Consider the following 18,594-nt stretch of genomic DNA (forward strand, 5'->3'; position numbering starts at 1 on the left):
TAGGGAGGTACTGATGAGGAACGACATCACACGCCGTGATGCCTTGGCGCTGGGCCTGTCCGCTGCAACGCTTGCTGCCACCGGTGCTGCGGCGCAAACATCCACTATCAAGGCGGCCGATGTTCCGGCCCCCAAGCGCGAGATCGAGAAGGGTGCATCCCTGCGCATGCTGCGCCCGGTGCGCTTCGTCCAGGCCGACGAGGACGTCTTCCGCGCCAATGCGGCAAGGTTCACCAAGGAGACCGGGGTCGAGGTCAAGGTCGACTTCGTCGGCTGGGAAGACATCAACCAGCAGACCGCAGTGACCGCCAATTCCGGCGCCGGCCCCGACATCATCATCGGCTTCTCCGACGCGCCGCACATTTACATCGACAAGCTGATCGAGCTGACCGACGTCGCCGACTATGTCGGCAAGCGCTATGGCGGCTGGCTGCCGCTGGCGCAGCGCTACGGCAAGAGGAACAAGAGCGACGCCTGGATCGGCCTGCCGTTCGGTGCGACCGCGGGACCGCTGATCTACCGCAAGTCGATCCTGCAATCGGTCGGCTTCGACAAGGTGCCGGAAGACCATGCCGGGATCCTCGACCTGTGCCAGAAGCTGCACAAGGCCGGTAAACCGGCCGGCTTCGCGCTCGGCAACGCCAAGGGCGACGGCAACGGCTTCGCCAACTGGGCGCTGTGGTCGCACAACGCCTCCCTGCTCGACGAGGAGGGCAACGTCATCATCAACAGCAAGGAGACCATCGCGGCACTGAACTGGGTCAAGCAGATCTACCCGACCTTCATCGCCGGCACGCCGTCATGGAACGACGTCAGCAACAACCGCGCCTATTCCTCGCAGGAAATCTCGCTGACGGCCAACGGCGTCTCGTTGTACTTCTCGCTCAAGAACGACCCGGCGACCAAGGCGATCGCCGACGACAGCGAGCATCAGCTGCTGCCCAAGGGCCTGGCCAAGGTCTCTCCGATGGCGGGGCTGACCCTCAATGCCATGCTGTTCAAGCACAGCCCGTATCCCAACGCCGCAAAGGCCTTCCTGCAATACATGCTGGAGAAGGACCAGTACGAGCCGTGGCTCAACGCCAATTCCGGGTACTGGTCGCAGCCGCTGGCTGCCTATGCCGAGGCAGCCGTCTGGAAAGGCGACCCCAAGGTCTCGATCTTCAAGGACACGATGAACAGCACTTACTATGACGGCTACAAAGGCCCGATCTCGACGGCGACCGGAGCCGTCAGTGCCGACTACGTGCTGATCCAGATGTGCGCGTCCGTTGCGACCGGTGCGGCCACGCCGGAGGCCGCAGCCGCGGAAGCCGAGCAACGCTGCAAGCGGTACTTCCGGCGGCAGCGATAGCAGCCGAACGACCGTCATAGCGAGGAGCGAAGCGACGAAGCAATCCAGACTGCAGCCGCGGCGACAGACTGGATTGCTTCGCTTCGCTCCAACTGACGGGTGTGGTGACTTTCACAGACGGGACAACACCTGATGTCCGTTACGACGTTTTCCTCCCCAGCCTTGGCGCAACGGCAACCGAACTGGATCGTGCGGCTGTTCGACTACAAGCCGTTCCTGATCGCGATGTGCCTGGCGCCCGCGATCGGGCTGCTGTCGGTGTTCCTGACCTATCCGCTCGGCCTCGGCATCTGGCTCGCCTTCACCGACACCACGATCGGCCGCCGCGGCGTCTTCGTCGGCTTCGAGAATTTCCAGTACCTGCTCACCGATCCCCTGTGGTGGAACGCCGTCTTCTACAGCGTGGTCTATACGGGCATCGCGACCTTCGGGAAGTTCGCGCTCGGCTTCTGGCTCGCGCTGCTGCTCAACAACCATTTTCCGTTCAAGAGCATCCTGCGTGCGATCATCCTGTTGCCCTGGATCGTGCCGACGGTGCTCTCGGCGCTGGCGTTCTGGTGGATCTACGATCCGCAGTTCTCGATCATCTCCTATCTGTTGGTCGACGTGCTGCACTGGCGGTCGAGCAATGTCGACTTCCTCGGCTCGGCCTGGCCGGCGCGCTTCTCGCTGATCGCCGCCAACATCTGGCGCGGCATTCCCTTCGTCGCGATCTCGTTGCTGGCTGGGCTTCAGACCATCTCGCCCTCGCTCTACGAGGCCGCGATGCTTGACGGGGCCAGCGCCTGGCAGCGCTTCCGCTATATCACCTTCCCGATGATGATGCCGATCCTGGCCATCGTCATGACCTTCTCGATCATCTTCACCTTCACCGACTTCCAGCTGGTCTATGCCATCACCCGCGGCGGGCCCGTCAACTCCACCCATCTGCTGGCGACCCTGGCGTTCCAGCGCGGCATCGCCGGCGGCGAGCTCGGCGAAGGGGCGGCGATCGCGGTGTCGATGATCCCGTTCCTGATCTTCGCGACGCTATTCTCTTATTTCGGCCTGGCCCGCCGCAAATGGCAGCAGGGAGAGGCCAATGACTGACACCGTCGCGCAAACCGCCGCCGTGGCCAACGCGAAAGCGGCACCCGACACCATGGCCTGGGATTCCGGGCTCCGGCGGCTGATGATGATCTACCTGCCGCTCGGCTGCTTCGTGCTGATCCTGCTGTTTCCGTTCTACTGGATGGCGATCACCTCGTTCAAGCCGAACGCCGAGCTGCTCAATTACAAGGAGCACAACCCGTTCTGGATCTCCTCGCCGACGCTCGCCCACATCAAGCACCTGCTGTTCGACACTTCCTATCCGCGCTGGCTGTGGACGACGATGACGGTGGCGATCGGCTCGACCACGCTGTCCCTGATCGCGAGCACGCTCGCCGCCTACGCCATCGAGCGCCTGCGTTTCCGCGGCAGCCCTTATGTCGGCCTCGGCATTTATCTCGCCTATCTCGTGCCACCGTCGATCCTGTTCATTCCGCTCGCCACCGTCATCGTGCAGTTCGGCCTGTTCGACTCACCTCTGGCCCTGATCCTGGTCTATCCGACCTTCCTGGTGCCGTTCTGCACCTGGCTCCTGATCGGCTATTTCAAGTCGATTCCCTATGAGCTCGAGGAATGCGCGCTGGTCGACGGCGCCACGCGGCTGCAGATCCTGCGCCGCGTCACGCTGCCGCTGGCGGTGCCCGGGCTGATCTCGGCCGGCATCTTCTCCTTCACGCTGTCCTGGAACGAATTCATCTACGCGCTCGCCTTCATCCAGAGCGGCGCCAACAAGACCGTGCCGGTCGCGATCCTGACCGAGCTCGTCACCGGCGACGTCTACCAATGGGGTGCGCTGATGGCCGGATCGCTGCTCGGTTCGCTGCCGGTCGCGGTCTTCTACTCGCTGTTCGTGGACTACTACGTGTCCTCGCTGACCGGCGCGGTGAAGGAGTAGCTACCCGCTTCGCACGAACGATCGTGCTATCGTGATAGATCGCATCCCTGCTCCGATGCTACCTGCTGCATCGGCGGTGGGGGAGCGTTGGCGCTACCGACACTCGCTCGAGAAAGCGAGGATTCCATGGGATCGCCCAAACTCCCCTCACTGTCCCGGCGAGGCTTTTGCCTGTGCTGCGTCGGAGGCGCTTTCGCCGCCACGACAGGTTGGCTTACGCCGAGGCGGGCCTATGCCGAGGCCCGCGGTATCGTCAGCTTGATCAAGGACAGCGCCGCGACATCGCCGATCACGACCTACAAGCTGCGCAACAACATCAGCGTGCTCGAAGGATCCGGGGGCAACATCGCCGTGCTGACCGGCCCGGACGGCAAGCTGCTGATCGATGCGGGCATCCGTGTCTCGCGTCCCCAGCTCACCAAGGCGCTGGCCGATCTGGGCGTGGATCCCGTCACGCACCTCGTCAACACCCACTGGCACTTCGACCACGCCGACGGCAACGAATGGCTGCATTCAGCCGGCGCCAGGATCATTGCACACGAAAACACCCGGAAGCATCTCCTCCAGGTCGAGCGCGTCGACGACTGGGACTACAATTTCCTTCCGCTCGGCGCGGGTGGAATTCCCAGTGAAGTCTTTGCAGGCAGCCACGCGCTCAAGCTCAACGGAACCTCGATCAGCCTGAAATACCACGGGCCCGCGCACACCGACAGCGACATCTCCGTCACCTTCGCAGACGCCAACGTCGTTCACGTCGCCGATTTGTTCTGGAACGGCATCTATCCGTTCATCGACTATTCGACCGGCGGAAGCATCGACGGGATGATCGCTGCATGCGACGCCAATCTTGCGGCAATGGACAAGGACACGATCGTCATCGCCGGACATGGCAAGCCGGTCAGCAACAAAGCCGAGTTTCAGGCCTTTCGCGACATGCTCGTCGGAATCCGCGACAACGTCGCCCGGCTCAAGAGGCAGGGACGAACGCGGGACGAAACCGTTGCGGCCAAGCCGACAGCGGCCTTTGACGCGATATGGGGTCAGTTCGTCATCGATCCCGGCTTCTTCACCAGGCTGGTCTACCAGGGCGTGTAGGGCGCCGCCGTCAGCTGCGGCGTTTGGCCCGGCTTCACAATACTGCAACACGCGATCCGCATAACGCGTGCGTCCGCCAACAGGAGACGCACATGCGCGCGATTTTTCTCAGCACCGTCGCAACGATCGTTCTCGCCGCGAGCTCCGCGCTCGCGCAGAGCGAGGGTGAATTCCCCGCCAAGCTCGCCGGCCACGTGGTGATGCCGGCCGCGACCTTCATCGACGCCCCCGCCGATGCTCCTGCCGATCTCAAGACCTCCGGCAAATACACCACCGGCAAGCGGGTCGACGCGCTCGGCACCGTGATGGGCAAGTCCTATGAGCGGGCGACCGGCGTGTCGCTGCCGTTCAAGGGCCAGCCGCTGCAGGGCCATTCCGGCATCAAGACCATGCCCGACGGCAGCTTCTGGGTCATCACAGACAACGGCATGGGCGCACGCGCCAATTCGCCGGATTCGATGCTGTACCTGAACCGCTACAAGATGGACTGGGCCGGCGGCAAGATCGAGCGGCTGGAAACCATTTTCCTGCACGATCCCGACAGAAAGGTCCCGTTCCGCATCGTCCACGAGGACACGCCGAAGCGCTACCTCACCGGCGCCGACTTCGACACCGAAGGCTTCCAGATCATCGGCGACAGCTTCTGGATCGGCGACGAGTTCGGCCCTTACATCCTCAAGGCCGACAAATCAGGCAAGATCCTCGGTGTGTTCGATACGGTTGCCGACGGTAAGCCGGTGCGCTCGCCGGATCATTGGGCCGTGGGAACGCCGGCCGCACCGGGTGCGACCTACACCAACGTCAACCTCCGCCGCTCTAAGGGCTATGAGGGCTTTGCCTCCTCCAAGGACGGCAAGTTCCTGTACGGCCTGCTCGAAGGACCGCTGTGGGATGCCGAGAAGAAAGATTGGGAGAAGGTCGACGGCAAGGAAGCCTCCCGCATCCTCGAATTCGACGTCGCCGCCGGGAAGTTCACCGGCCGCTATTGGCAATATGTGTTCGAGCAGAACGGCAACGCCATCGGCGATTTCAACATGATCGACCAGGCCTCCGGCCTCATCATCGAGCGCGACAATGGCGAAGGCACGGCCGACAAGGCCTGCCCGCAAGGCACCCGCGGCGAGAATTGCTTCCCGGATCTTGCCAAGTTCAAGCGCGTCTACAAGATCGAGCTCAACGAGGCCAATGTCGGCAAGTCCGTGCGCAAGATCGGCTATATCGATCTCATGAAGATCAGGGATCCCGACAAGAAGGCGAGGAAGCCGCTCAATGACGGCGTCTACACCTTCCCGTTCTTCACCATCGAGAACGTCGATCGCGTCGACGACACCCACATCATCGTCGGCAACGACAACAATCTGCCGTTCTCCTCCAGCCGCGATCCCAACAAGGCCGACGACGACGAGTTCATGCTGCTCGAGGTCGCGGACTTCCTGAAGGCAAAGTAGGGAGAGGTTCTCTCAACACGGTCATCGCCCGGCTTGACCGGCGATCCAGTACTCCGAGACGCCTGTCATCAAACAGCGCGGTCTCGGCGTACTGGATGCTCCGGTCAAGCCGGGGCATGACAGCGGAGGGCCTACCGCACGGTAAACTCCACCGGGATCGAAAAGCTCATCGCGCCGTTCCTGATCTCGTCCGGAAACGGCGGAAACGGCGAGGCCTGGCGGATCATCGACATGGCCTGGGCATCGAAAGCGGCAACACCGGACGAACCGCCGATGCGGCTGGATGTGACCTGCCCACTCCTGGTGAGGGTGAAGCTCAGCCTGGCGATGCCGCGCTGACCGCCGCCGCCGCTTGGATAAGAGTGAAAGCGCATCAGATGCGCGCGGACGCGTTGATTGTAGGACGCGACCGCCGACGCCACCGCGCCAGCGCTCTGGGCCGATGCCAGCGGAGCCTCGCGCTCGGCGCGCGGGGCTGCGCTGGTGCGCGGCGCGGGCGTCGCATCGGACGGTTTCTTGGCCTCGCGGCGAACCACCTTCGGCTTCGCTGGGGCCGGCTTTTCGACCGGCACGATCTTCGCGGGCTCCGGCTTGGCCGGGGTCGGCTCAAGCTTCTGCTCCGGCGGCGCCACGACATCAGGCTTTTCCTGCAGCGGCGTCGGAGCAATGGTCTCCTCGACCACCGGCTGCAGCACGGGCTCCGGCGGCGAGGCGTCCGCCTCCTGCATCACCGGTCCCGGCGCAACGTCGTCCTGCGTCGACCGCGGCGCCGAGGTCACCTGTGCCATGTCGACCATGATTGCCGGCAGGCTGACGCCCTGCTCCGGTTGCGACCTGATCCAATTCATCGCAAGCAGCGCGGCAGCCAGATGCAACATCACGATCACCGCCGCCGAGAGGCCCCAGCGCGCGTTTTCGCGCTCTCGAAGCGGTTCGTGCAGGGCGAAGGCGTTGGCACTCATCAAGTGCGTCCGTCGAGGCCGACGAGGGCGACCTTGAGGTAGCCGGCATTGCGCAAGGTGTTCATCACCTCCATCAGGTCGCCATAGGAGACGGCCTTGTCGGCGCGCAGGTAGATCCGCTCGTCCTTGCGGCCCTTGGTGGCGGCATCGAGCGAGGTGCCGAGCATCTCGCGAGCGATGATGTCTTCGCCGACCGCGATGGACAGGTCCGGCTTGACGGTGACGAAGACCGGCTTATCGGGGCGCGGCGCCGGCTCGGCCGCGGTGGCCGGCAGCTCGACGCCGATGTCGACGGTGGCGAGTGGGGCCGCCACCATGAAGATGATCAGCAGCACCAGCATCACGTCGATGAACGGCGTGACATTGATCTCATGGGTGACGTCGAGATCATCCGGGTCGCCGCGCGAGCCGAGCTTCGATGCGCCGAGCTTTGCGCCCATGGCCTACTCCGCCGCCCGTGCCAGGCGGAATTCCCTGATGTCGCGCTGGCGGCTGACCAGCAACAGGAGCTGCGCCGAAGCGTCGCCGAGCAGCGCCCGATAATTGGCGATGCCGCGAACGAGGTGATTGTAGATCACGACCGCCGGGATCGCCGCGACGAGGCCGAGCGCGGTGGCAAGCAGCGCCTCCGCGATGCCCGGCGCGACCACCGCAAGGCTGGTGGTGTGGCTCTCGGAGATGCCGATGAAGGCGTTCATGATGCCCCAGACGGTCCCGAACAGGCCGACGAAGGGCGCAGTGGCGCCGATGGTCGCGAGCACGCCGGTGCCGCGCGCGATCTGCCTGGACATCGCCGCCTCGACCCGCTCGAGCCGGAGCGCAATCCGCTCCTGAAGACCGTCGTCGAGGACACCGCCGGACAGCTCCGCTTCCTTTGCGCAGGACTGAATGAGCTGGGCGACCGCGTCGTGTGCGTCGCCGACCCGCTCGGCCGCCTCGGTCAATCTGATGTTGCCTTCGAGGGCGCGCGTTCGCTGCAAGGCTCGCGCGCCCTTGCGGCGCAGCTCGATGGACTTGGCAAGCCATACCGTCCAGGTCACCAGCGACGCTATGGCTAGGCCGACCATCACCGCCTTCACGACGATGTCGGCTCCCATGAACATGCCCCAAGGCGACAGATTGCGCGGCAGCAGCGCTTCGTCGATCGCGAGGGCGGGCGCCGGCGCAAGCGCCAGCGCAATTGCCACGATCATTCGCCGAAGCCCGAATATGCCCTGCATACTGATCTCCCGACAGACAGATAGACGCTACGCCGCGATCCGGTCCGCAAGCTGCCGGAACCGCGCGAACTGGTCACCGCGCAGCGCCCGCGTCTCGTCGCGGCCGACAAAGACCTTGAACATGATGCCGCCGTCCGCATTAACGAACGCGACGAAGGCCGAACTCTTGCCCATGAAGGGACGCTCGACGAAGGCAACGCCTGCACAGCGCTCGTGGCGGAGATGGCCGTGCAGACCCTGCGGCTGCATCAGGTTGAAATAGCCGCGACCGATCTCGCCGGCGGGAATTGCGCCGGTGAACTCGAAGATCGCGTCATCGGTGTGGACGATCAGGGTAACTTCTCCCCACGCCGCGATGTCCTGCATGGCGGCGGCGAAGTGCTCACCACTGCCAATGCGCACCATCTCGGGCGGCAGCGCCTCGATCACGACGCGCGGCGAGACCTTGCGCTCGCGCGCGACGTCCTCAATCACCGCACCGGGATTGTCGGCCATGTACGCCTTGAGGTCGGCGAGATCGGTGCTCAGCATGTCCGGCTCCCCTGTCTCTGCTCAGGCGGCCGCGGCCTTGCGCTCGCTCTGGATCACCTCAAAGCCTTCGAATTTGGGGTGGCCGAGATAAAGGCTCTCGCCGGTCTGATTGTCGGCGCGGGCATGGGCGCGACGAAATTGGTCCGAGCGCGTCCAGCCCTCGAACGCCGCTTTGTCGACCCAGGTCGTGTGCGACGAATAGAGCGTGTGGTCCTCTGCCTCCGGGCCCTTCAGCAGGTGAAACTCGATGAAGCCCGGCATGCTGCCGAGATAGGATTCACGGGTGGCCCAGACTGTTTCGAACGCGGTCTCCGCGCCCTTCTTCACCTGGAAACGATTCATGGCGATGAACATCAAAGTCTCTCCTTCTGATCAAAACGAAACGTGCCGAAGCCGCGCTGGAGCATCAGCGCGGCCCGGCGGGATTGGCAGTGTTGCGGGCCCTCGCCTACGCGCCTCCAAAATGGATCTTCATGCCGGCCTTGTAGACCCTGCCCGGCCCCGCGCTCGACCACAGCACGTCGTTCTGCGTGGTGCCGTCGGTCGAACTGCCGGGAATGGCGTAAGGCCGGTAGTACTGGTTCAAGAGATTGTCGATCGAGGCCGAGAACACGATGTCCCGGGTCGCATTGTAGGTCATGTACAGATTGACCAGCTCGTAGCCCGTCGCGGGCAGATAGCCGGCGGGTACGTCATTGTTGGCACCGTATGAGGCCCACTGCGCCGTCAGGATCAGGCTGCGATCGAGCAGGCGGACACCGCCGGTCGTGACGACCTTGCGCGGGGTGATGGTGGCGAGTCCGACATTGGTGACGGCGTTCTTGCCCTGGATGTAATGACCGGCGACACCGATGAACCAGCTGCCGGCATCATACATCGTCTCCGCCTCGAAGCCCTGGATGCGGGCCTGCGCAATGTTCTGATACTGGTAGTACTGGCTGAAAGAGCCGAACGGCGGCACCGCGACCGGCGCCGAGGCGACGAGGTCGATATAGTCGCTGACGTCGTTGCGGAAAAGATTGATCTTGCCGCGGAAGGAGTCCGAGGCCGAGAAGATGTTGTCGTACTTCAGATTGAAGCCGACTTCCTTGTTCTTGCCGACCTCCGGACGCAGGTTCGGGTTCGGCAGGAAGCAGAACAGGCCGACAGTGCCGTCGGGACAGGGGAAGAAGGCCGGTCCGCCGCCGGTCGCATGCGCGCCGGAGATCACGGTTTCGGTGATCGATGGAGCGCGATAGCCTTCGGCATAGCTCACATAGGGCTGGAAGCCGGGAACGGGCGTGACGCCGAGGGTGATCTTCGGCGAGAAACGGTCCCCGCTGCCGTTGGTCATGCCCGACTCCAGATCGTAGCGATCGTAACGGATCGCGCTCACCGCCTCGAACCAGGTGCTGTAGTTCTGCTTCAATTGCAGGAATCCGCCGGACACGGTGCGGATGCCGCTCGGCGTGGTGATGTTGGAATTGCCGCGGCTGTCGGTCGTGATCACGTCGTCCTGGAACGCGTCGAAGCCGACGGTGAGGGCGTTGCGCCAGTCGCCGACGTTGAACCGCGTGGTATTGTTGGCGTCGATGCCGTAGGTATTGAGGACATAGCCGCGCTTGTCGCCGACGCAGCCGGAGATGTTGTTGCCGAAATTTCCGGTGCCGCACAGGGCCGTACCCGAGGTCGAATAGTGGTAGGTCTTGGTCTGGTCGTTGTCGACGCGGTTGCCGTAGACCGACATGTGCCAGTCGAACAAATTGTCGCTCGGCAGCGCATAATTCCAGGTGATCGTGCCGGTGTAGTTCTTGGCATCGGAAGCGTAGACCGATGAGCCCTGATAGAGCGCCCGCTGGGCTGCGGTCGCGACGGGCCCCCTGTTGAACTGGCCGACATCGTATTGATAATCCTGGAAAATGGCGCCGAACTTGACCTCATGGCCGAGGGCGGGACGCACCGTGAGCTTCATCAGGCCGCTCTCGACCTGATTGCCGGTGTTGCCGATCTCGGTGCCGTTGCCGTCCTTGTAATTGCCCTGGGTACGATAGACCGCGCCACCGAAGATATCGACGTCGGGCGTGGCGCGCACGCCTCCGAAGACCGAGCCGAGGCCGCGATTGTTGTTGGATCCGTAGGAGCCCGAGAGATCGACACCCCAGCGCTCACCGGGACGCAGCACGTCGTCGATGTCCTTGGTGCGGAACGAGACCAGGCCGCCGATCGCGCCGGACCCGTAGATGTTCGCGGTCGGACCGCGCACGACGTCGACGCCGCCGACCAGTTCAGGATCGAGGAAGAACGAGCCGCTCGCATTGTGGCCGGTGCGCTGGTAATTCTGGCGCGCACCATCGACGACCACCGCAACGCGCCCAAACTCCTGCAGACCGCGGATGTTGATGACGGTCGCGGGATCATCGCCGCGCTCCTGGAACGAGACGCCGGGCACCGCATAGAAGATGCCCGACAGCCGGTTGGGCTGAATTCCCTGGATCTGATCGAGAGAAATGGAGCTGACGGGCGCGAGCGAGTCGATGGCGCGCTCCTTGGTCTTCGTTGCGGCTGCGGTGATGGTGTCGAGCGCCTGAACCGGCGCCGTTCCGCCGGCCTGGGCCCGGGCGTCGAGGAGCTCCGGCGTTGCCTGCTGCGCGACTGGCGGCTTGGCCTGCTTGCGCCTGGCCTGCTTCGGCCGTTCCGTCGACGCGCGTTCAGCTTGCGGCGACGCGGTCTGCGCAAGACCGCTCTCCGTCGTCAATGCCGCAAATGAAACCACCGACGCGCCCAAAATCAAGGCGCGCGAATACCTAGCCCCGTCAGCCATATCAGCCCCAGCCTGCACTTCACTCTGTTTTTTAGGGTCTTCTGGCTGGCGTGCGTTCGCAACGCGAACGACTGGCTGGCTGATTTTCTCGAGACGCGGGCAAGTCGCCGCGCCGCCATAATTGGTTACGTGGCAACACTCTGACGGTCAATGTCACAAGGTTGCAGTTTATATCGATTGTAAATCGCGGCCGTTGGAATGCGCTTCGTGCCGCCTGTACAAACAAGCAGCACTCCAGAGTTTCGAAAGCGCATCACACCCAACATGTCAGCAACATCAGGAGACGGCGGCAGCGCGGCGGGGTCGGCTGGAAGCCCTTCTGCGGCAACGAGAACGCTCACCATGCGCGGGAGCCGGATCGACAGTCGCGAGCTGTTTGCGGCCGAGCGCGAGATCATCATCGCGCATGGCGAGGACAGCTATCGGCTTCGCCTGACCTCGCAGAACAAGCTGATCCTGACGAAGTAACCTGCAATGACATTTTGCCGCAGCCTCAAATGCTTCCTGCTCTCCAGTACGATCGCGCTCGCCCCAGTCGCGCACGCCGCCGGCATCACCGTGCATGACGCGCGCAATCGCGACATCGCCGTGACCGACGTCGCGCGCACGGTTTCGATCGGCGGCGCCATCACCGAGATCATCTATGCGCTTGGGCTCGAGAACCGGCTCGTCGGCATCGACACCACGAGCCTCTATCCAGCAGCGGCGCTGCACGACAAACCCAATGTCGGCTACATGCGCCAGATCTCCGCCGAAGGCGTGCTGGGCCTCAACCCCACCCTGATCCTGGCGATCCAGGGCTCGGGACCGCGCGAGACCATGGACATCCTGGAGACGGCGAAGGTGCCGCTGGTGCTGGTGCCTGACACCTTCTCCGAGGACGGCCTGATCGAGAAGATAAGGCTGGTCGGCCACGCCATGGGCGTCGACGCGCGCGCCGCGTGCCTGAGCGCCGCCGTCGGTACCGATCTTGCGCAGCTTCGCGCCCTGCGTGCCAGGGTGACCAAGCCGGTACGCGTGATGTTCGTGATGTCGCTCCAGAACGGACGCGCCTTGGTCGCCGGCCACAAGACCGCGGCCGACGAGATCATCCGGCTCGCCGGCGCCGCCAACGCCATCGACGAATTCGACGGCTACAAGATCATCGGCGACGAGGCCATCGCGGCGGCAAGACCCGACGTCGCGCTGTCGATCGAACGCGGCAAGGATTCGCTTTCAGCCGACGCGATCTTTGCCCATCCCGGCTTCGCCCTGACGCCGGTCGCGGCCAACAAGAGCTTCATCACGATGGACGGGCTCTATCTGCTCGGCTTCGGACCGCGCACGGCGGCGGCGGCGCGCGATCTCTCGGTCAAGCTCTTTCCGACATTGGCCGGACCGGACGCTGCATTCACCTCGGCGCTGTCGGCGGCGAATTGCCGGCAATGAGCGTGGCAATCGGCACTGAAGCGCATGGCTTGGGACGACGCGCCAGCGCGCGACGGCGGGCCGCATCGCTCGCCATCCCTCTCCTGATCGCGGTGCTCGCGGTCGCCGCGGTCGTAGCGCTTGGCTTTGGCGCCGCCGGCATTCCCCTCTCCCGCCTGCCTGCCGCACTCGGGCTATCGGGCGAAGGCACGGCCATGACGGCCCGCGACCAGCTCGTGCTGTGGTCGATCCGCGTCCCCCGGATCGCGGCGACGGCAATGGTCGGCGGCCTGCTCGCCGCGGCCGGCGCGATCATGCAAGGACTGTTTCGCAACCCGCTCGCCGATCCCGCGCTGGTCGGCGTCTCCAGCGGCGGTGCGCTCGCAGCCGCAAGCGCGATCGTGTTCACCGATTCCCGCTTCGGCGAGATGCTGCGCTTCCTCCAGACCGAGCTGCTGCCGCTCGCCGCGTTCGCGGGATCGCTGGCCACGACCGCGATCCTCTACGGCATCTCGAGCCGCTCGGGTCGCACCTCGATCGCGGTCTTCCTGCTCGCCGGCGTCGCCATCACCGCGATCGCCAATGCTGGCATCGGACTTCTGGTATTCGTCGCCGATGACCGGCAGCTTCGCGACATCACGTTCTGGATGCTGGGCTCAATGAGCGGCGTGACCTGGACAAAGGCCGCCGTGCTCGCGCCGATCCTCGTCATCGGGCTAATCGCCTGCGCCTTCATCGCGCGCGGCCTCGATCTCCTGGTGCTCGGCGAGGCCGACGCCTTTCACGGCGGCATCGACGTCGAGCGTCTCAAGCGGATCTCGATCGTCATGGTCTCCGCCATGACCGGCGTCGCGGTGTCGATCAGCGGCGTCATCGGCTTTGTCGGCATCGTCGTGCCGCATCTGCTCCGTCTCGTCATTGGCCCAGCGCATCGGTTGCTGTTGCCGGCCTCGGTGCTATCAGGCGCGATCCTGATGGTCGGCGCCGACACGCTGGCGCGCACCATCGTTGCGCCGGCGGAGATGCCGATCGGCATTCTGACCGCAGCGGTCGGCGCGCCGGTGTTCCTCTTCATCCTGCTGCGACAGCGCGGGCTCGCCTCGCTATGAGTGCCGTGATCGAGGCGCGGGCTTTAAGCAAGCGCGCCGGCCGCGCGACGCTGCTCGATGGCGTCGGCCTGACGGTTGCGGCCGGCGAGATGGTCGCGATCATCGGCCCGAACGGTGCCGGCAAGTCGACCCTGCTGCGGCTGCTCTCCGGCGATCTCCGGCCGAATGCCGGAGAGGTCCGCCTCAAACAGCGCGATATCAGCAGCTATGCACCCCGCGAGCTCGCCGCGCGCCGCGCCATGCTGTCCCAGCACATCAATGTCACCTTCCCCTTCACCGTCGAGGAGATCGTGCTGATGGGCGCGGGCGAGCGCAGCGCGCGTGAAGCAGGCTCGCTCGTCGACGCTGCCCTCGACGAGGTTGGGCTTACGCATTTCCGCGAACGGCAATTGCCGACGCTGTCAGGCGGCGAGCAGCAGCGCGCCCATTTCGCCCGCGTGCTGGTGCAGCTCGCCTGCGGCGAAGCCGAGCATGGTCCGGGACTTCTCCTGCTGGACGAGCCGACCTCGAGCCTGGATCTGCGTCACCAGATCGACCTGGTCGAGGCCGCGCGCCGCCGTGCCGCCGGCGGCACGGCCGTGATCGCGATCCTGCACGACCTCAATCTCGCGATCCGCTTCGCCGGCCGGCTCGTCGTGCTGGCCGGCGGCAAGCTCGCCGCAGATGGCTCGCGCGCCGATGTCGTCACCCGTGAGACCATCCGCGACATTTTCGAGATCGACGCCGTCGTCCATCAGGGCGATGACGGCGTGCCTTACGTATTGCCGCAATCGATGCGGGCGGTTGAGACCGGAATTTAGCCCGCAGCCAAACGAGTCGCACTGCTTCTGCGAAGGCGGTCCGCTCCCTCCCCCGCTTGCGGGGGAGGGTTGGGGAGAGGGTGTCTCCACAATTGAGAACCCCCAAGAGGACAGAGCCCTCACCCCAGCCCTCTCCCGCAAGCGGGAGAGGGAGTGCACTTTCGTTCGTGGCTAAATCTACCCCGCCGGGACGATCACCATGCTCTTGTCCTTCGGCCAGCGGATGCGCCAGGCGAAGTTGATATCCTTGACCTCGCCCGGCTTGGCGTCGAACGACCATTCCAGCACGCCGCGCTTGTCGCGGATGTTGCTGGCGGTCGGCGGCGTGGTCGCGGGTAGCATCTCGACGACGATGTCCTCGCTCTCGCTGACCGGCAGCTGATCCTCGATCGCGACCTTGATCGGGAAGTCGTGGCCGTTTCGGATCGTGGTCTTGAACGTGCGCTCGTCGGTCTTGGACGTCGTGACCAGCAGGCCTGCCGACCCCTCGTTGCGCTTGAGCACCGCGCGCTCGATCCTGATCTTGTCGTCGGCGCCGAAGCCGAGCCGCACGATGTCGTCCTTGGCGGAAGCGGAGAGCTTGCCGCGACCGACGAAGACGCCGTCGCGGTAGATCGCGACCTTGCCCGGCAGCAGCGCCGTGTCGTCGGTCTGCTTGAAGCTGGCTTCGAGGAAGGCGGTGGGGTCGATCACCGGGGCCGCGCGCACGGCGAGATCGGCGGGCACGGTCATGGCCGCGATGCGCATGCTCTTGGCACCCTCCTGGGCGCCGAGGCTGACGCGGCCGGGGATCTTGAACGTGGCCTGGAAGCTTCCGATGTCGGCAACGGCCTGCTGCTCATCGGCACGTTCGCGCGGCTCGGCCGACTCCGCGATCTTGGCCATCGATGGCGATTGCACCTGGCGCAGAACTGGTGCGGGCCGCGCCAGATCGGAGACTGAACCCGCCGCCATCGGCTTTGGCAGCTGAGGATATTGTGCCACCAGCGAGTTCAATTCCGGCGCACTGCCGCCGCGGCCGATCCGCACCGTGGAGACGCCAAGCGCAACGTTCGACCAATCCTCGCCGGTCGATTGCGTGATCTCGGCGCGACGAACGAGCTCGAGCAGTGGCTTGCGGTCCTTGGCGCCGGTGTCGAGCCGGGCATCGTACAGCGGTACCCAACGCGCATTGCGTACGGCATAAGTCACGCGCAACGTCGCCTTCGTCGCAGCCGCCGCGGCAACATCCATGCGAACCTCAAGCTTGCTCGGCGGCTTGGCCTTGCGCTCCACCTCGAACTGGGCGATCTGCCGGTCGATCTCCCGCATCTTCCGCGTGGCGTCACGGACGGCGGTATCGGCGCTCGCAATTTCTTCGCCGACCGCAGCAAAGGCCGCGCGCCATTCCGCGATCGGCCGCGCCTCGCCCTTGTCGCCGATACCCGCGGGGGAGGCTTCCGCAAAGTGCTCCGCAAACTTGCGCCGCGCATTCGCCGAGTCGATCGCGCCTTGCAAATCGGCGCGCTGATCGTTCAATGCCTCGATACGCTTGTCCAGTTCAGGCAGGTTGACCGGCGCGGCGCGCGGCGACCGCGCATCGATCGTGCCGATGGTGAGCTTTGCGCCGCCCTCACCCTCGACCCGGATGGAGGAGGTATCGAGACCAAGCGGGAAATCCTTGGCAACCAGCGTCGAATCTCCGGACGGCAGGTCGACCGCGATGACACGGGTGACGGTGGCGCCGTCGGGGTAAACCGTGACGGTGTCGATCGCCGATGTGGCGTCCAGGTCGGCGGCCCATGACGGCGCCCCCGCCGCCATGGTGACCAGAACCAGGCTCGTCGTTGCCAGATATCTTGCGGTGATGCGCATGAAGTCCCTCCTGCGGTATCGCCGCGCCGCCAGCCGGACGCGCGCGATCAAATGCCTCGCCAACATGGTTGGACGCGGCACGGAAGGAACTGGTTCGATTGGGGTTTCCGTGGGGCGCCGTGGCGGCGGCACCAAGGCCGCGGAACGTCTCGCAGTGCCGGCAGGTCTCAGGCCTGGACCGACGCCCCCTGTCCGAAAATGCGGCGAAGCAGATCGGTCACGTTCCTGGCTCCGGCTTTCTTGAGGATGCCGGCGCGATAACCCTCGACGGTCCGCGCGCTCAGATGCATGCGCCGGGCGATCTCCTTGTTGGTGAGGCCGGCAGCGAGGTGCTCGAGCACGTCGCCTTCACGCTCGGTCAAGGGCTCGCAGCCGGGCAGCCAGCGCTGCCGGCTCGTGCCGGGTTGCGCGAATTCGTCGATGGCGGCATCGATCCGGCCGATGATGTCGTGGGTGCGGAACGGCTTTTCGATGAAGTCGGCCGCGCCGCTCTTGATGGCGTCGACCGCCATGGCGATGCTGCCATTCGCCGAGGTCACCAGCACCGGCGCCATGCAGTTTTCCTCGCGCAGCCGCCTCAGCATATCGAGGCCGGAGCGATCGGGCGGCAGCTCCATCAACACGCAGGCCGGCATCCGCGCCTTTGCTTCGGACAGGAGTGAGGCACCGTCAGCGAAGCAGATTACGTCATAGGCGCTCTGTTGGAGCGCGGTCGAAAGTTGTTCGCGGGAGGCAGCGTCGGTGTCGATGACGAATACCTCGCCCTTGGAAAGCATGTTCCCCGGCATAATCCCGATCCAGCAATGTCTTGGTCAATGGTCCGAGACGGAAGGCGGGCCCCATCGCCCTGCCGCGCCGTCATGAGCATGGCATTCACGCCAATGCTTCGGTTTCCCCTATGTATGTTCCGGCCGGTTCCTGGATTTGACGAACCGGGACAGAAACTTTACATTTCGGGACATCTGCGAGAATGGCTGGCAGGAACGGTTTGCATGACCGACCTCGTTCGCAGCGCGGGCTTGAGCTATTACCCGGAGATCGCCCGGTCGGTCGGGCTCGATCCCAAACAGATGATGCGCAAGGCCAGACTGCCGCTCGCCTGCCTCGACAAGCCCGACACACCCATCGCCGTTGCCGGCCTGCGCCGGCTGCTTGAATTGTCGGCAGAGACGTCCGGCGCCGAAGATTTCGGCTTGCGCCTCGCCGAGCGCGGCGGCCTGACCAATTTCGGCGCGGTCGGCCTGATCGTGCGCGAGCAGGCGACCGTGGGCGAAGCAATCGAAGCATTCTCGCGCTTCATCCACGTCCATCATGACGGCATGCGGCTGGATGTTGCCCGCGACGGGCAGATCGTGACGGTCACGCTGCACCTGCGAGGCCGGCAGCCGATCCCGCCGCGCCAGTCGATCGACATGGCGCTCGGCAGCATCCACCGCATCATCCAGTCGCTGTACGGCCAAGACTGGCGGCCGCAGGAGGTCCGCCTGCATTATCCGCCGCCGCGCGATCGCAAGCGCTACCGCGAATTTTACGGCTGCCGCGTGACGTTCAACGCCGAAGCCGATGCGATCCTGCTGTCGGCGAACGACATGGAGCGCCGGATCCCGAGCGCGCATCCCCTGATCGCGACTTATCTGCGCAAGCGGATCGAGGCGATCGAGACCCGACCGGCAAGTTGGGAAGAGAAGGTCGACGAGGTCGTGCGGACCCTGCTCGCCAGCGGCGACTGCACCGTCGAGCGCGTCGCCGAGCATCTTGCCTGCACCCGCCGTACCATCCACCGGCATCTGGCCGAAGCCGGCACCAGCTTCTCGGCCATCCTGGATGCGCAGCGCGCCGATCTCGTGATCCAGCTGATCGAGGATCCCGACCGGCCGCTGGCCGACATCGCGACCCAGCTCGGCTTCTCCGCGCAGAGCGCCATGGCGCGCTGGTTTCGCGGGCGCTTCGGCTGCACCATCACCGACTGGCGCAAGGGCGTGCGGCCACAGGGGCCCCCTGCCGATACGCCCTCGGCGACCGCAGCCTGA

The 18,594-nt window shown here is 64.9% G+C and carries 18 protein-coding genes; 10 read left to right on the plus strand and 8 right to left on the minus strand.

Annotated elements, in window-relative coordinates; translation table 11 throughout:
- Positions 1–13 precede the first annotated feature (13 nt).
- The 5 genes from CIT39_RS28480 to CIT39_RS28500 all read left to right on the plus strand — a co-directional run bounded on the left by CIT39_RS28480 (position 14) and on the right by CIT39_RS28500 (position 5,881).
- Positions 14–1,354 carry an ABC transporter substrate-binding protein gene (locus CIT39_RS28480; protein ID WP_094976937.1) on the plus strand — a complete coding sequence of 447 codons (1,341 nt, stop codon included), beginning with the start codon at positions 14–16 and terminating at the stop codon, positions 1,352–1,354.
- 132 nt (positions 1,355–1,486) lie between these two features.
- Complete coding sequence (locus CIT39_RS28485) at positions 1,487–2,443, plus strand: carbohydrate ABC transporter permease (protein WP_094976936.1); 957 nt, start codon at positions 1,487–1,489, stop codon at positions 2,441–2,443.
- Complete coding sequence (locus tag CIT39_RS28490) at positions 2,436–3,338, plus strand: carbohydrate ABC transporter permease (RefSeq protein WP_094976935.1); 903 nt, start codon at positions 2,436–2,438, stop codon at positions 3,336–3,338. Before CIT39_RS28485 ends, CIT39_RS28490 begins: the two co-directional genes overlap by 8 nt.
- Before the next feature lie 126 nt (positions 3,339–3,464).
- Positions 3,465–4,433, plus strand: a complete 969-nt coding sequence (locus tag CIT39_RS28495) for an MBL fold metallo-hydrolase (protein ID WP_094976934.1) — start codon at positions 3,465–3,467, stop codon at positions 4,431–4,433.
- A 92-nt stretch (positions 4,434–4,525) separates the two neighbouring features.
- The gene (locus CIT39_RS28500; RefSeq protein WP_094976933.1) at positions 4,526–5,881 is read left to right on the plus strand and encodes an esterase-like activity of phytase family protein; all 1,356 of its coding nucleotides are present in this window, start codon (positions 4,526–4,528) and stop codon (positions 5,879–5,881) included.
- A 131-nt stretch (positions 5,882–6,012) separates the two neighbouring features.
- On the opposite strand, the gene CIT39_RS28505 is transcribed toward CIT39_RS28500, so the two are convergent.
- The 6 genes from CIT39_RS28505 to CIT39_RS28530 all read right to left on the minus strand — a co-directional run bounded on the left by CIT39_RS28505 (position 6,013) and on the right by CIT39_RS28530 (position 11,394).
- Entirely contained in the window at positions 6,013–6,843 is an 831-nt protein-coding gene (locus CIT39_RS28505) for a TonB family protein (protein ID WP_094976932.1), read from the minus strand.
- Positions 6,843–7,283, minus strand: coding sequence for a TonB system transport protein ExbD (gene exbD / locus CIT39_RS28510; RefSeq protein ID WP_094976931.1), 441 nt, complete (start codon positions 7,281–7,283; stop codon positions 6,843–6,845). The genes CIT39_RS28505 and exbD overlap by 1 nt, the downstream gene beginning before the upstream one ends.
- Positions 7,284–7,286: 3 nt before the next feature.
- A complete protein-coding gene (gene exbB / locus CIT39_RS28515; protein ID WP_094976930.1) occupies positions 7,287–8,063 on the minus strand; it encodes a tonB-system energizer ExbB in 777 nt (258 codons plus the stop codon).
- Positions 8,064–8,090: 27 nt separating this feature from the next.
- On the minus strand, positions 8,091–8,594 hold the full coding sequence (hutX, locus tag CIT39_RS28520; protein WP_094976929.1) for a heme utilization cystosolic carrier protein HutX: 504 nt from the start codon (positions 8,592–8,594) through the stop codon (positions 8,091–8,093).
- Positions 8,595–8,615: 21 nt separating this feature from the next.
- Positions 8,616–8,948 carry a heme-degrading protein HmuQ gene (hmuQ, locus tag CIT39_RS28525; protein ID WP_094976928.1) on the minus strand — a complete coding sequence of 111 codons (333 nt, stop codon included), beginning with the start codon at positions 8,946–8,948 and terminating at the stop codon, positions 8,616–8,618.
- A gap of 94 nt (positions 8,949–9,042) precedes the next feature.
- Positions 9,043–11,394, minus strand: coding sequence for a TonB-dependent hemoglobin/transferrin/lactoferrin family receptor (locus CIT39_RS28530; RefSeq protein ID WP_162308733.1), 2,352 nt, complete (start codon positions 11,392–11,394; stop codon positions 9,043–9,045).
- 264 nt (positions 11,395–11,658) lie between these two features.
- Here CIT39_RS28530 and CIT39_RS28535 point away from each other — a divergent pair, with 264 nt between their 5' ends.
- The 4 genes from CIT39_RS28535 to CIT39_RS28550 are packed head-to-tail and all read left to right on the plus strand — an operon-like array spanning position 11,659 to position 14,710.
- Positions 11,659–11,862 carry a hemin uptake protein HemP gene (locus CIT39_RS28535; RefSeq protein ID WP_094976926.1) on the plus strand — a complete coding sequence of 68 codons (204 nt, stop codon included), beginning with the start codon at positions 11,659–11,661 and terminating at the stop codon, positions 11,860–11,862.
- A 6-nt stretch (positions 11,863–11,868) separates the two neighbouring features.
- A complete protein-coding gene (locus tag CIT39_RS28540; protein ID WP_094976925.1) occupies positions 11,869–12,822 on the plus strand; it encodes a heme/hemin ABC transporter substrate-binding protein in 954 nt (317 codons plus the stop codon).
- Positions 12,819–13,910 carry a FecCD family ABC transporter permease gene (locus CIT39_RS28545; RefSeq protein ID WP_094976924.1) on the plus strand — a complete coding sequence of 364 codons (1,092 nt, stop codon included), beginning with the start codon at positions 12,819–12,821 and terminating at the stop codon, positions 13,908–13,910. Before CIT39_RS28540 ends, CIT39_RS28545 begins: the two co-directional genes overlap by 4 nt.
- Complete coding sequence (locus CIT39_RS28550) at positions 13,907–14,710, plus strand: heme ABC transporter ATP-binding protein (RefSeq protein ID WP_094976923.1); 804 nt, start codon at positions 13,907–13,909, stop codon at positions 14,708–14,710. Before CIT39_RS28545 ends, CIT39_RS28550 begins: the two co-directional genes overlap by 4 nt.
- Positions 14,711–14,887: 177 nt before the next feature.
- On the opposite strand, the gene CIT39_RS28555 is transcribed toward CIT39_RS28550, so the two are convergent.
- Positions 14,888–16,564, minus strand: coding sequence for a mucoidy inhibitor MuiA family protein (locus tag CIT39_RS28555; protein WP_094977091.1), 1,677 nt, complete (start codon positions 16,562–16,564; stop codon positions 14,888–14,890).
- 167 nt (positions 16,565–16,731) lie between these two features.
- Positions 16,732–17,352, minus strand: coding sequence for a response regulator transcription factor (locus CIT39_RS28560; protein WP_094976922.1), 621 nt, complete (start codon positions 17,350–17,352; stop codon positions 16,732–16,734).
- Between the two features lie 204 nt (positions 17,353–17,556).
- Here CIT39_RS28560 and CIT39_RS28565 point away from each other — a divergent pair, with 204 nt between their 5' ends.
- The gene (locus CIT39_RS28565; RefSeq protein WP_094976921.1) at positions 17,557–18,594 is read left to right on the plus strand and encodes an AraC family transcriptional regulator; all 1,038 of its coding nucleotides are present in this window, start codon (positions 17,557–17,559) and stop codon (positions 18,592–18,594) included.

Origin of the sequence: Bradyrhizobium symbiodeficiens (assembly GCF_002266465.3) — a bacterium.
Lineage (GTDB): Bacteria > Pseudomonadota > Alphaproteobacteria > Rhizobiales > Xanthobacteraceae > Bradyrhizobium > Bradyrhizobium symbiodeficiens.